Annotated in this window: 17 protein-coding genes; 7 read left to right on the top strand and 10 right to left on the bottom strand. The window is 46.5% G+C overall.

Going from position 1 to position 13,105, the window contains the following annotated elements; all coding sequences use genetic code 11:
• Positions 1-84: 84 nt before the first annotated feature.
• The 3 genes from CR164_RS08285 to CR164_RS08275 all read left to right on the top strand — a co-directional run bounded on the left by CR164_RS08285 (position 85) and on the right by CR164_RS08275 (position 1,934).
• A complete protein-coding gene (locus tag CR164_RS08285) occupies positions 85-465 on the top strand; it encodes a hypothetical protein (protein WP_110023457.1) in 381 nt (126 codons plus the stop codon).
• 335 nt (positions 466-800) lie between these two features.
• On the top strand, positions 801-1,388 hold the full coding sequence (locus CR164_RS08280) for a fibrobacter succinogenes major paralogous domain-containing protein (RefSeq protein ID WP_110023456.1): 588 nt from the start codon (positions 801-803) through the stop codon (positions 1,386-1,388).
• Between the two features lie 114 nt (positions 1,389-1,502).
• Positions 1,503-1,934, top strand: coding sequence for a PPC domain-containing DNA-binding protein (locus CR164_RS08275; protein WP_110023455.1), 432 nt, complete (start codon positions 1,503-1,505; stop codon positions 1,932-1,934).
• A 16-nt stretch (positions 1,935-1,950) separates the two neighbouring features.
• Here CR164_RS08275 and CR164_RS08270 read toward each other — a convergent pair whose 3' ends face one another.
• Positions 1,951-2,691, bottom strand: a complete 741-nt coding sequence (locus CR164_RS08270; protein WP_110023454.1) for a fibrobacter succinogenes major paralogous domain-containing protein — start codon at positions 2,689-2,691, stop codon at positions 1,951-1,953.
• A 141-nt stretch (positions 2,692-2,832) separates the two neighbouring features.
• On the opposite strand from CR164_RS08270, the gene CR164_RS08265 reads away from it, so the two are divergent.
• Complete coding sequence (locus tag CR164_RS08265; protein ID WP_110023453.1) at positions 2,833-3,012, top strand: helix-turn-helix domain-containing protein; 180 nt, start codon at positions 2,833-2,835, stop codon at positions 3,010-3,012.
• A gap of 85 nt (positions 3,013-3,097) precedes the next feature.
• On the opposite strand, the gene CR164_RS08260 is transcribed toward CR164_RS08265, so the two are convergent.
• Entirely contained in the window at positions 3,098-3,379 is a 282-nt protein-coding gene (locus tag CR164_RS08260) for a hypothetical protein (protein WP_110023452.1), read from the bottom strand.
• A gap of 71 nt (positions 3,380-3,450) precedes the next feature.
• Positions 3,451-4,053: a class I SAM-dependent methyltransferase gene (locus tag CR164_RS08255; protein ID WP_110023451.1), complete on the bottom strand. Its 603-nt coding sequence runs from the start codon at positions 4,051-4,053 to the stop codon at positions 3,451-3,453.
• 488 nt (positions 4,054-4,541) lie between these two features.
• On the opposite strand from CR164_RS08255, the gene serC reads away from it, so the two are divergent.
• Genes serC through yrfG form a run of 3 tightly spaced genes read left to right on the top strand, consistent with a single transcriptional unit; the run spans position 4,542 to position 7,505 of the window.
• Positions 4,542-5,624, top strand: coding sequence for a 3-phosphoserine/phosphohydroxythreonine transaminase (serC, locus tag CR164_RS08250; RefSeq protein ID WP_110023450.1), 1,083 nt, complete (start codon positions 4,542-4,544; stop codon positions 5,622-5,624).
• A 12-nt stretch (positions 5,625-5,636) separates the two neighbouring features.
• Positions 5,637-6,800, top strand: coding sequence for a phosphoglycerate dehydrogenase (locus CR164_RS08245; protein WP_110023449.1), 1,164 nt, complete (start codon positions 5,637-5,639; stop codon positions 6,798-6,800).
• A 45-nt stretch (positions 6,801-6,845) separates the two neighbouring features.
• The gene (yrfG, locus tag CR164_RS08240) at positions 6,846-7,505 is read left to right on the top strand and encodes a GMP/IMP nucleotidase (protein ID WP_110023621.1); all 660 of its coding nucleotides are present in this window, start codon (positions 6,846-6,848) and stop codon (positions 7,503-7,505) included.
• Positions 7,506-7,565: 60 nt separating this feature from the next.
• Here the strand turns inward: yrfG and CR164_RS08235 are convergent, their stop codons facing one another.
• The 7 genes from CR164_RS08235 to CR164_RS08205 form a co-directional block, all read right to left on the bottom strand.
• On the bottom strand, positions 7,566-8,078 hold the full coding sequence (locus CR164_RS08235; RefSeq protein ID WP_110023448.1) for a GNAT family N-acetyltransferase: 513 nt from the start codon (positions 8,076-8,078) through the stop codon (positions 7,566-7,568).
• Position 8,079: 1 nt separating this feature from the next.
• Positions 8,080-8,535 carry a tRNA (N6-threonylcarbamoyladenosine(37)-N6)-methyltransferase TrmO gene (gene tsaA, locus CR164_RS08230; protein WP_110023447.1) on the bottom strand — a complete coding sequence of 152 codons (456 nt, stop codon included), beginning with the start codon at positions 8,533-8,535 and terminating at the stop codon, positions 8,080-8,082.
• Positions 8,536-8,635: 100 nt separating this feature from the next.
• Positions 8,636-9,313 (bottom strand): sulfite exporter TauE/SafE family protein, encoded by a 678-nt coding sequence (locus tag CR164_RS08225; protein ID WP_110023446.1) that lies wholly within the window; start codon positions 9,311-9,313, stop codon positions 8,636-8,638.
• A complete protein-coding gene (ccoS, locus tag CR164_RS08220; protein WP_110023445.1) occupies positions 9,313-9,513 on the bottom strand; it encodes a cbb3-type cytochrome oxidase assembly protein CcoS in 201 nt (66 codons plus the stop codon). Before ccoS ends, CR164_RS08225 begins: the two co-directional genes overlap by 1 nt.
• 100 nt (positions 9,514-9,613) lie before the next feature.
• Positions 9,614-12,037 carry a heavy metal translocating P-type ATPase gene (locus CR164_RS08215; protein ID WP_110023444.1) on the bottom strand — a complete coding sequence of 808 codons (2,424 nt, stop codon included), beginning with the start codon at positions 12,035-12,037 and terminating at the stop codon, positions 9,614-9,616.
• Positions 12,024-12,467 (bottom strand): hypothetical protein, encoded by a 444-nt coding sequence (locus CR164_RS08210; protein WP_110023443.1) that lies wholly within the window; start codon positions 12,465-12,467, stop codon positions 12,024-12,026. The genes CR164_RS08215 and CR164_RS08210 overlap by 14 nt, the downstream gene beginning before the upstream one ends.
• Positions 12,446-12,883 carry a FixH family protein gene (locus CR164_RS08205; RefSeq protein ID WP_110023442.1) on the bottom strand — a complete coding sequence of 146 codons (438 nt, stop codon included), beginning with the start codon at positions 12,881-12,883 and terminating at the stop codon, positions 12,446-12,448. Before CR164_RS08205 ends, CR164_RS08210 begins: the two co-directional genes overlap by 22 nt.
• Positions 12,884-13,105 lie beyond the last annotated feature (222 nt).

Raw genomic sequence — 13,105 nt, 5'->3', positions numbered from 1 at the left:
GTTATTGATAATAAGACGGTTTGACTTTGGCAGAAAATTTCCCGACAAGGAAATCGGCCGTGAAATCCATACGAGAAGGAAACCATGATGAATAAAAATTACTACACCATTGTTTCATCGATACTGTTTATCCTGGTAGCTCTACTCCACTTGGTTCGCGCTCTCATGGGATGGGATGTGGCAATAGGTGACTATATGCTGCCGGTTGGAAGGTCGTGGGTTGTTTTTGGCATCATTCTTTGCCTTGGCGCGTGGGGAATCCGTGGCTCAAAAGGGTACATCGCTATATCGGCTATTCTGTTTGCTCTTGTTGCCCTCCTTCACCTCTACCGAGTATTGGTAACAGAAACAATTATTATAATAGACAGCTTTGTCGTTCCACTCTCCGCCTCTTGGGTTGGTTTCGTTATCTCTACAGCCCTGTCTGCATGGGGATTCTTAACCTACAAAGCAAAAACACCATAACAGTCCCGCTTACGGCGATCCCCCTTTGAGTATCCCACAGAACAAATGGGTATCACGTTTTACAAAGATTTGACACGACTGAATTTGCCTTTTCCCTCATGTTTATCGAAATTTTTGAACGAATGCTGCGCAATGCAAAAGGAAAAAATGAGATAACTATGCAGTAATATCCATTATCAATGCAACAATCAGCCAGACCATTTTGCATAAATAATGTAATTACCTATTTTATCTACCGTTGCACAGATGTCCCTCCCCAGCCTTCGAAAGGGACAATAAAAAAATTGCTTTTTTCGACGTAGTCAGTAAGAACGCTCGAACATAAAAGAAATAGTATGCCAAAGCAGACGCTTTCAGCCTACTCTTCCGTAGCAATCGGTTCGCAGGTATGGATGGATTCAAACCTGCAGGTAACCTGCTACAGGAACGGTGACCCAATACCCCAGGTTGAAAACCCTCGTAAGTGGAGTAATTCGACAACAGGCGCCATGTGCCAGTATGAAGGGGAAAAAGGGTATAGTAAGAATTTCGGCTATTTGTACAACGGGCATGCTGTCAATGACCCCAGAGGGTTGGCACCCGAGGGATGGCGTATTCCTGAAGATTCTGACTGGCAGAAACTGATTGACTTTCTCGGCGGTAACGACAGAGCTGGCGGAGCCATGAAACATGAAGGAGTCAAGTACTGGAAAAGACCCAACAGCGGAGCTACAAACAGCAACGGATTTTCTGCTCTACCCGCTGGTTTTCGCAGTCTTTACGGGGACTTTCGCCACCTAGGACTTTATAGTTACTTCTGGTCCTCCACATCTTTCAATAACAATTGCACATCAATAAAAGTCCTTGGGTATTTCGATTCCAAGGTCATTCATACAGGTGGCCCGGCTGAAAGCGGCTATTCTGTCCGCTGTATCAAGTGTTGAAAACAACTCCTGGCAACCCGATTCATTATCTTTTTTTACATGAATTAAAAACTACAGCCTCCACCCCATTCAACAGCTCATTCATTTGATCACCCAAAGACTTCTACTATTACTATGTCAAGAATACACAAAGTCGCTTCCAGATCACTCCATATGGGCAAGCTCAAACGGGGAGACGATCTTCTCGGAGCCATAAGTGTTATTTGCAGGGAAAACAATATCCGTCTCGGCAGGGTGGAAGCAATTGGAGCCGTTGAAAAAGCAACACTTGGTTATTACGACCAGACACACAAAGAATATGACTTTTTCACAATCGACGCTCCCCATGAAATCACGTCACTGATAGGCAACGTCTCCTTGCGTGATGGTGTACCGATGGTTCATGCCCACCTGACGCTTTCAGACGAAAAAGGTAATGTAAAGGGCGGTCACCTCGCTCCTGGCACCATAGTGTTTGCATGCGAAACTGTGATCGAAGCTTTCGAGGGGCTTGCTTTCAACAGAATCATCGATGAAGATACCGGCCTTCCGCTGTGGCAATTGTAGAATGGAAATTCTCCGATTAATCCTTCACGCAGCGTACCGAAAAACCGCATTTCTGATTGAAGCTGAAACGATAGACACCCGGCTCTGTCGAAGTCACTCCCCTGAATAAAACACGATTACCGTCTGCAGCCTTCGATGAGGTCCAGAAAGAACCGTATTTTCCAAAGAAACAGAACGGACCATCGTTATCCCGATAACCCCCGGCAAGAGCTGAAAAACCAGTTTCATTGGTTGCATCAGCGTTTTGACCTTTCCAATGGTCGGTTCCGGCCTCTTTCAGCTTGCTGCCGACACCAGCCTCTCTCCCCCGAAATTCAACATCTTTTATCTCAGCGCTGTCCATCCCAAGTTGCATCTCCATTGCCGCCCACTCCTCGTCAGAGGGTATATGCCACCCTTCGGGAGCAAGACCACGGGGATCGTTAACGGCATACCAGTTATAGAGTTTCCCGTAAACTGCTCCGGTTTCGGGATCGTTGTTATAGTAACACCATGCTCCTGTTTCAAGCTTGATCCACTCCTCTTCGTCCGTCACCTGCGGTATCGGATCGCCATTACGGTAATGCGTAACCGAAAGATTTTGAGCCATCCACACCTGATCACCTATATGCACTGCTTTATATTCATTCCCATCAACATCGGTTACAGGTTCAGCCGCTTTCTGCTCAGTGACCTGTTCTCTGGTACAACTGCTTGTCATCAGTAACAAAAAAACGGTACATATCGAAAGCATCGAACGGCACAAAAAACGGTTCATCGTAGGGATACGTTTAAATTGACGATACATTGAAGAGTAAAATATAAAAAACAGAATTTTCAGGGCACTATCTCAGACTGCTTGCAGTTGGAGAATATCATATTTACAAAGCTGTCCTGCTAACAAAATCGAAAACCGACCATGGATGCAAAAGATACTGTTCTGGAAATCATGAACAAACAGGGAAAACCACTCAGTGCCGGGCAAATTGCTGAAATCAGCAACCTGGACCGCAAACAGGTTGACAAGGCAATGAAGACATTAAAAGAGGAAAAGCTGATAGTTTCTCCAAAGAGATGTTACTGGGAGCCAAAAAAATAATGTCTACATCATCTCTTTCATGACAACATCCAGAGATGCTGCACCCGTCCCGGTCTGCTTGACCGGGTCCGGAGATGATATTCGGTTACTCAAGTCCCTTGGTATTGAAAAAATAACCGATTATGTATTCGCCCGCCTCCTGAATGGCTTTATCTATAGCGGCTTCATCAGAACAATCTTCCAGCAGCTCCACTTCTTCAGCAAGACAAACATCCTGGAGTTCCTCTTCTTCAGCAGAACAACTGTCGGGATTCGTAAAAGGATTGTCGGTAACTGTTTTCGATATAAGCCCCTTGAGCTTAGGGTAGACAACTCTTTCAAAAACAAACCGCTCTCCGTCCTTGTATATCTTGAAGTCGTTATTCATAGTATTGATATTTTTTGGGAAAAATAGATATAAGTTAGCCTTATTTCCTGGAAAGGCAAGCCCCCAACCGTTCAGCCCCCTCTCTTCTTCATCACACACACCCAGCACCTTACGGGGTCAGAACGGTTGGAATCCAGATTTCCCGACACAAGAGAAAGTATCTCAAAAAAAGGCTCGACCGCTATCGCGATTTCCGCTGCTGAAAGCCTTGGAGGCCCAGGATCCCGTTGCGGAGCATCGGTGCTGGCAATAAGACTGAGCCACACTCCCTCATGATCGAGATGAATACTGACGTTTTGAGCAAATAATGCATGCTGTTGCTGAGAGTCGAGCGAATGAAAACAACCTCTGTCAAAAACAAAATCAAAAGGAGCTTCACCGACCCGCTCTTTCAGAAAGTCAGCAACAACAAACCTGCATTCGACACCGTTCTGCAAAGCTTTGCTTCGTGCTTGTTTTATCGCCAGAGTTGAAATATCAACCCCCGTAACATCAAAGGCCTGGCGAGCAAGCCATATGGAATTATCACCGGTACCACAGCCGAGATCAAGCGCCCGGCAACCTGCTATCGGCATCTTCTCTACCATGGCCACAAGATTGGCATCCACCCTACCTAAATCCCAGGGGATTTCACCTTTTGCATACCTTTCTTCAAAACGGTTTTCTTCCAACATACATCTTTCTGATTTTTTCTCCACCAATACCCATTCATAGACAGATTCAACGGTTTTAGAGCCGTGTATCTAAAAACTATTTTTCAGCCCGCCGATCCCGTATCATGAAAGTGATGCACAATGTGAGCATCAATCTGCGTTGTTGCGTGGTCTTGAAATTCACACCTCACTCATTCAGATTCAGCAGGATTTCCCGATTGATACTTTCGCTTTCAAACGGCTTGGTGTTACCTGAGCTTTTTGTCGACAAGAACTCTTTTTTGCCATGGCAAAAGAAGAGGTTGAAATGCCATGATTAAGGAAGATTCAATACCGAAAGTTATTGAATGTTTTTAAATTACAGCATCCCATTTTGGCGAAAAGGTTTCCATCGGCATTTCTTCGCCAAATGAAAATGGCATGACTATGGTATTTCAGGAAACAACATGTTCCCTGAGAAGTACTATCTTTTTTTCTATTAATCATCAAAAAGAAGGAAAAACGAAAATATGACCAGAAACTTCAATTTCAGTGCTGGACCGGCGATGCTGCCAACCGCAGTTATCGAGCGTGCCCGGGAAGAAATGCTGGACTGGAATGGTTCAGGAATGTCTGTAATGGAAATGAGCCATAGAGGCAAGGAGTTCGTCTCTATCGCGGAAAAAGCTGAAGCTGATCTTCGTGAAATATTGACTATTCCGCAAAATTATAAAGTGCTTTTCCTTCAGGGGGGGGCCTCCAGCCAGTTCGCGATGATTCCCCTCAACCTGCTGAAAGACAAAAAGAAAGCTGACTATATCAATACGGGCATGTGGTCAAAAAAAGCGATCGCCGAGGCCAAACGTTTCTGCGAAGTGAGTCTTGCCGGTGACACCTCAGAGAACAATTTCACGACCGTACCCGATCAGCGCAGCCTGGTCCTTGATCCCGATGCTGCTTATGTCCATTACACTCCTAACGAAACCATAGGCGGTGTCGAATTCGACTATGTCCCTGAAACAGGAGATATCCCACTGGTAGCAGACATGTCTTCCGATATCCTTTCACGCCCTATCGACGTTTCAAAGTTTGGACTCATTTATGCCGGTGCCCAGAAAAACATCGGTCCTTCCGGGCTGACCATCGTTATCATTCGTGAAGACCTGATCGGCAATCCCGCCGATGGAATACCGACGATGTTCAATTATGCCACTCATGCCGATGCCGGCTCTATGTACAATACACCACCCACCTACAACTGGTATGTCGCCGGGCTGGTTTTTGAATGGATCAAAGACCAGGGAGGACTTTCTGCAATGGCGGAAATAAACCGGAGGAAAGCCGAGAAACTGTACACAGCTATCGATAACTCGGGATTTTATGCAAACCCTGTTGCAGAAAATGCCCGTTCCTGGATGAATATTCCTTTCACGCTGGCCGACCCCGGCATGGATGCAGAATTCCTTTCAGGAGCCACACAAAGAGGACTGCTCACGCTGAAAGGCCACCGTTCCGTAGGAGGCATGCGCGCAAGTATTTACAATGCTATGCCTGAGGAAGGTGTCGATACACTGATCTCTTACATGCAGGAATTCGAACAAAAAAACGGTTAACATCTACTCGACATGTTCAAGATCTTAACGTTAAACAACATTTCCGTTGCCGGGCTAAACCGTTTGCCACGGGATAAATACGAGGTTGCTTCTGAAATCATGCATCCGGACGCCATACTGCTGCGCTCCTTCAAAATGCACGAGATGGAAATCCCCAAAACCCTCAAGGCAGTCGGTCGCGCAGGAGCAGGAATCAATAATATTCCGGTGGAAAAACTTACAAGCATGGGTATTCCCGTTTTCAACACACCGGGAGCGAATGCCAATGCTGTCAAGGAACTGGTCGTCGCAGCATTGTTGATCGCCAGCCGCAACCTCACCCAGGCCTGGGATTATGCCCGAAACCTGGAAGGAGATGATGCGTCAATCGCTAAAGCAGTTGAAGCAGGAAAGAAGAAATACGCCGGCACCGAGTTGCCGGGAAAAACACTCGGCGTTATAGGCCTTGGAGCTATCGGCGGAAGAATTGCAAATGCGGTTATCGGACTTGGCATGAAGGTTATCGGTTACGATCCAACCGTCACTATCCAGCATGCCTGGAATCTTTCTGCAGAAGTCCAGCGAGCTCTCAGTTTCGAAGAGCTTCTGTCGGAAGCAGACTATATCACCTTCCATGTCCCTCTCATCGATGCAACAAAAAACATGCTTAATGCTGAACGTATCAAGCATATGAAGAACAACGCAATTGTTCTTAACTTCGCACGTGGAGGAATTGTCGATGACGATGCGGTAATCAAAGCACTCGACGAGGAAAAACTATACGCCTATATCAACGATTTTCCGACGAATGAAAACAAAAACCACCCCCGAGTTGTTTCACTGCCGCATCTCGGGGCATCAACATTCGAGGCGGAGGAAAACTGTGCCGTCATGGTTGCCGATCAGATCCAGGACTATCTTGAAAACGGCAACATCACCAACTCGGTAAACTTTCCTGAAATGAAAATGCCAAGGGCGGGAGCATCGAGAATAACGATCTCCAACTCGAATGTTCCGAACATGGTTGGCCAGATCACTTCAGTGCTTGCCGACTCCGGCATCAATATTGTCGACATGCTGAACAAATCCCGCGGGGATATCGCCTACAACCTGGTTGACCTCGGAACAGGAGCAGATGAAGAAGTAGTGAACAAGATCAAGCAAATAGAGGGTGTACTGGCAGTAAGGATAATCTGAGAGCTGGATGGCAGGAAAAGAAAGGAACACAGGAAAGAAATGGTTATGAAGCATATGCATATCCCGATGCAGGAGATCTCTCACATTCTGCTCGATATGGACGGTACGCTGCTCGACCTGTATTTCGATGATTATTTCTGGGGACATCATGTGCCTGAAAAGTATGCTGAAAAGCACAGTATTTCCTTTGGCTCTGCGAAGGAAATACTGCTTGCCAAGTACAAGTCACATGAAAAAACCCTGAACTGGTGTGATATCGACTTCTGGTCAAAAGAGCTTTATCTCGATATCCCCTCCCTTAAAGAAGAGATAAACCACCTTATCGATGTCCATCCACATGTCTTCGAATTTCTCACACTTATGCGAGAACAGGGGAAAAAAATATTTCTGCTGACCAACGCTCACGTCAAGGCAGTTGAAATCAAGTTCAGAAAAACACAAATCGGGAAATACTTTGACGAGGTACTCAGTTCTTTCCACGTCGGACACCCTAAAGAAGACCTGAGTTTCTGGCACAAGGCAGAAGAAAAACTCAAATTCGACAAGGAGCGATCACTGTTCATCGACGATACGGAAGATGTACTGAAAACAGCAAAGGAGTACGGAATCCGCCACCTCTTGTTCAAGGCAAGAGCCAGCTCGATGAGCGAACCGAAAAAAACCGAGCATTTCCCGGTTATTCATGATTTCAGGGAACTGATGTAGAGTACCTCTATCACGCTGTCCCGGTAACTTCTTGCAGCCTTTCCGTTATCCATTTGATATTTAACAGGATTCCTGAAAAACACCTTGCTCGACGCTGTCTTCACGATTCAAATGCATATGAATCAATGCCACACGTTCGCTATCCGGACCTTCTCGCTCCTCAAGGTCCACAGGCCTGAATCCCAATTTGTAATACAGCAACAGCCCCGCAACATTATGGCAGAAACAGGATATACGCACATAGCTTGCCGCATAGCGCTGAAAAGCCATGTCGACAAATGTGCCGACGAGATAGGAGGCAACTCCTTTACCTCTATGCGCAGGTTCGATGATAAGGTTTCCTATTGAACAATGACCTCCTCGACCCACCTCGATAAAATTCCCGTAACCGGCGATAACGTTGTTTACGAGCGCGACTAAAGGATCACGCCTGTTTCGGACTGCATCAAACAGCTGTTCAGGCGTCAAAGGATAGCGTGCCTTCGGAAACATATAGAACAGCTCTTCAGCAGACTGAGGGAAAGCACAAATACACTTCAAATCCTTTTTTTGCAGAGGCCTATGCGTATACATATTACTCTCTACCCTGTGGTTTTTGTCGCCATTTTTGCCCGGCTGTCCATCCTTCAGAAGCCTTACTGATACAGTCATATTTGGGAATATAAGGCTTGATATCGAGAAGTGGAGTTCCGTCAAGCATGTCAGGCCTTTCGACCGTAAGAACATTTTCATTTCGGCTCACAAGCCTGACTATGGAAAAACCGATTCCATTCGGCCTGCAAGGGTGTCTCGATGCATAAATACCACGTGGTGTATCCCCCAGAAAAGTTGACCGGACCAGATCGATCTTTCCCGCCCGATCAAAAAGATAGAGTAGATAGATGTGGGAAAAAGTTTCGACATCTCTCAAACCGAGTTCGTATTCCCTAAACACCTCAACACGTCCAAAAGAACCTAAAGAATAGAGAGGCTGTATAGGACACTCCTCCTTGGTCTTGTATGGCGTGTGTATAATACCTATATGTTCCATATTTAAAGGTTTAAAGAACAAATATACAGCAATATTGCTTCACAGCATAATTCCATGAATACGCAAAATCCACCACAAAAACCAATCCATGTAACAGTAACTAAAGCACCTTCACCACGAAGTACACTCCGGTTAAAATCATGATCAGACTGGCGAGTTTGTAGAGCTTGTCACGGGCTTTGGCACCAACATAATTGATAACCCTGCCGACAAGCAAGAGTGCAGGGGCTGTACCGAGCCCGAAGAAAAACAGCATGAAAGCACCCTGAAGCATGCCTGTCAGGTGATTTTCGGCTTCCATGGAAGCTCTTGCTGCCGCAAGAAGAGCCGTGTAAGTCAAACCGCAAGGCAGAAACCCGAGCACGATACCCATTGGATAATAGGTTCCGGCTGTACGAGGTCCCTTGAACAACTCCATCGTTTTCTGAATCAGGGAAGACAACCAGGTAGCACTTCGTGAGGCTTTCCTAACCGGTATCCATCCTCCTATTGCAATGCCCATGATGATGATCGAAATCCCAGCCACAATCATGATTATCGTTTGTATCCTTTCGATCGATGCCGTCAGCACAAGAAACGATCCCGTCAGCCCGACAATCGCCCCCATGAACATGTAGGTTGTAATCCTGCCGATGTTGTAGAGAATATGGTGCAGATATTTCAACCTCAGTTCACCGAGAGAGTACGCGGCGACAACAGGCCCGCACATTCCGATGCAGTGACCAAATCCTCCGGCAAGGCCGGTGAGAAACATGACGATCAGAGCGCTTTCTTGCATCAGCGACTGTATGGTTTTTCATCGTCTTGAGCAGAAGATGAATTTTCGATTGCATCACTCGCGTCCTCATCGTCGAGCATTCGGTATTTTGGAGCTTCCGGATCCTCGAACTGTCCGCTTTTTACCGCCCAGACAAACAGAAGCCAGGCGGCAAACCCCAGGAAAAACACGATGAATATGAGAAAATAGGTGGTGTACATAATGAAAAGTCAAAAGGTAAAAGTCAAAAAGCCGGACAACTCGATGGTTTGATTGCTCTCTCGTCTCTTGTCACTCGTTACTCGTTACTCGTCACTATCTTCAAAACTTCCTCAACCGCAACGCATTCGCAACCACTACCAGTGAACTTGATGCCATCAGGAAAGCTGACATGATAGGGTGCAAATAACCACCGATCGCAAGGGGTAACGCTATGAGATTATAAGAAAAGGCCCAGAAAAGGTTTTGACGAATGATTGCAAAACAGCGCCTGGAACCATCGATAAGCGAAGCTATCAGGTTAAGGTTATCCTTTATGATAACGACACCGGCACTTTCAAGAGCAATGTCACTCGCATGGCCAAGAGTCACTCCGGTATCGGCTTCTGTCAATGCAGGGGCATCGTTAATGCCGTCTCCGACCATCATCACCGTATCGCCTTTCGATCTTATAGCTTGAACTTCCACAGCTTTTTCAACGGGATTCAAACCTGCCTTAATGTCCTCTATACCGCACTGTACCGCCACATATCGAGCCACATTCAAAGTATCACCGGTAAGCATGCTCACATGAACCTTATTTTTTTTGAGAGCATCAACCAGAGCGGCCGCATCGTCACGAATATCGTCAATCAGACCGATTATACCGGCAAGGGAACCATCTATCGCGATAAACACGACCGTTTTTCCCTCACGCGTAAACATCGTAAAGGCGTCTTCGGCTTCACGAGAAAGAAAAACATCGCTTTCAAGCATGAAGACCCGATTTCCAGCCAAACCTGACTTCCCGTTCACAGTACCCACAACCCCTTTGCCGGGAACAACTGTAAAACCTGTAACGTCAAAAACGTCCCCCTTGTACGCCTGTACAATGGCCTTTCCCGAGGGATGTTCGGAATACTTTTCAAGAGATGCCGCAAACCGCAGCAATTCTTCCCGCTTCATCATGCTCACGACATCGGTCACCGAAGGATTACCGCTGGTTATCGTACCGGTTTTATCAAGCACCACACTGTTTGTTCCGGATATGGTCTCAAAAATGTCACCACCTTTTACAACGACTCCCTTCTTCGCTGCTGTACTTGTTCCAAGCAGAACTGCGAGGGGCGTTGCCAGGCCAAGGGCACATGGACATGCTACGACAAGGACGGATACGGCATTCATGAGGGCAACAGCTGTATCGGCTGTTGTCAATTTCCAATACAGAAAAGCCGAAACAGCAAACAGCACGACAACCGGAACAAAATAACCGGCCACCCTGTCGGCCACTGCTTGTACGGGAGCTTTCCTTGATTGAGCATCTTCGACGGTTTGTATGATTTTCGAAAGGACTGTATCGTCTTCCGTACCTGAAACCCGAACAGAGAGCCTGCCGTTAAGCGAAATAGTCCCTGCAAAGACCTCCTTTCCTTTCGACTTGAAAGAGGGAGTGGATTCCCCTGTCAGCATAGACTCGTCAACCTCGGATCCACCTTCGAGAATCGAGCCATCGAGCGGAATCTTTTCTCCAGCCAGTACTTCGATCGTATCACCCTGGTTAATCTCATCAAGAGGAATCATAACGGTTTGACCTTTCTCCATAACAAGCCGGGCCTCTTTTGGCTGCATTGCAATAAGCGACGTCAGGGTATCACCTGCCTTCAACCTCGAGCCGGCTTCGAGAAAACGGCCGAGCAGAATAAACGTCACAATCATTGCCGAAGTATCGAAATACACTTCACCTCCCCGAAAAATCATTACGACACTGTAAGCATATGCAGAAAACGACCCAAGCGCGATCAGCACATCCATATTGAGCGCACGGTTGAGCATTGATCGAACAGCGTTTTTCAAGAAAGGATATCCCGAATAAAAAAGCACCGGCGTTGCAAGAACCCATGAAATAATCTGAAACGTCTGCCTGTATTCTTCCTCGATACCCTGAAAAAAACCGGCATAAAGGGCGGCGACAAACAACATGAGCTGCATCGAAAAAAACGCCGCCGTTCCGAATCTGAGTAAAAGGTCGTCTTTCTCATGCCGCATGGCCTCATTGAACGCAATCTTGTGATAGGGATGCGGAACATAGCCGATAGAACGGATACCCTCGAGAATTTTGCGCAACGCTATTTTACTCTCGTCCCACTCGATCGTCATGCGATGAGTTGCGTAGTTTACCCTGGCAGAAAGTACGCCGTCCATTTTCAAAAGAAACTTTTCGACAAGCCAGACGCACGATGCACAACGAATCCCCGAGAGCATCATGTCAAGAGAAGAGGTGGTGCCTGCTGTACGGACAGACTCTCTGAATGCAGCCGGCTCAACTTTTGCTTTTTCAGGGGGGCCGGGAGTCCAACCGCATCGGCTATTGTAAAAAGTATCGAGCGACTCCCTGTGAATCAGCTCATACACGCCGAGGCAACCGTGACAACAGAAATATTTCGTTTCTCCGTCGAAATCAGCGCTCACGGCCGACTCCGGTTTCATCTCCAGCAGACAGTGATCGCAGTGGACAGTTTCCGATCCACGAGTTTCAGTCTCTGACATTGAAGGTAAATGCCGGTTTCATGTTTTCGGAAAGCAACAGCGTAGCCCGCCAAAGAGTCCTGCCGCTTGGGCATTTGACAATGATACCTTTTCCGTTGTATTGATTATCTCCAACTTTTCGAAGCACGACTTCATTCTTTCCCATATCCATACCCGGCATGGAAAGATCGAGCAGCAGTGTATCCGATGAAATTGACGGCGAATCACTGGAAAAGCTGACTTTAAAGGTCAATTCTTTCATATGCAGCACGGGCTTCGGTGACATATCGAGCGTTATCGTATAATCACCGGCTTGTTTCATGCAGGAACCGGCATGGGGATCACAATCCGGTGTAGCATCCGTTCCCGATGAACAGCTGAAAAGAGCCAGAGCAAGGCAAAAAGAACAGCTCCACAGCCATGCGTTTTTCATTTGATTTCTGTAAACCATCGTCTGCTTGTTTTAATCGTTTCGTTCGCTACATCGACTCTCATAAACCATTTTCCCGCAAAGGGAATCGAAACCTCTGTCCTGTAAACACCGGGAGAACTTTCGACCATGTCATGCTGTGCATCATAACTGCGTTTCGACACATTTCCGGCAAAAAAACTGACACTTACCTGCTGAAGCGGTTCACCTTGTACATAAACAGCAACCTCAACGACATTGTTTCCTTTTTTGAAAGAATCGGGGAGAACGATTTCCAGATCAAGAGAGTCCTCTATCGCCTTGGTTGTAAAGTAGTCATAGGCCGCTTCGTAGTAATTATCCTCGACAAGCCCTTCGGCACTGCGATAGGCAACATAAAATCCCGTCCCCATGGCAAAAAGAAACACTGCATACATGGTGTAAAGAAATATCTTCATGAGAGTAACGAATATGTCAAGGCTATGCTGAAGAACTACTTTTCAGAAACCTCTGTTCAGTGATAATACCTTATCTCTTGCCTTAAGAAGATAGTAATCGAAAAAAACCTTGCTCCTTAGTCCCGTGAGGAACAACTGTCAGATTGGGGAGCATGACCCCGATTAATTGTCAGGCAAAGATCTATTGACGACCTTATACTCTGGAAAAAGATCGACAAACTC

It is taken from the genome of Prosthecochloris marina (assembly GCF_003182595.1).
GTDB lineage: Bacteria > Bacteroidota > Chlorobiia > Chlorobiales > Chlorobiaceae > Prosthecochloris > Prosthecochloris marina.
Note: the sequence above shows the minus strand (reverse complement) of the source record. Positions and strands in the feature narration are given on the sequence as shown.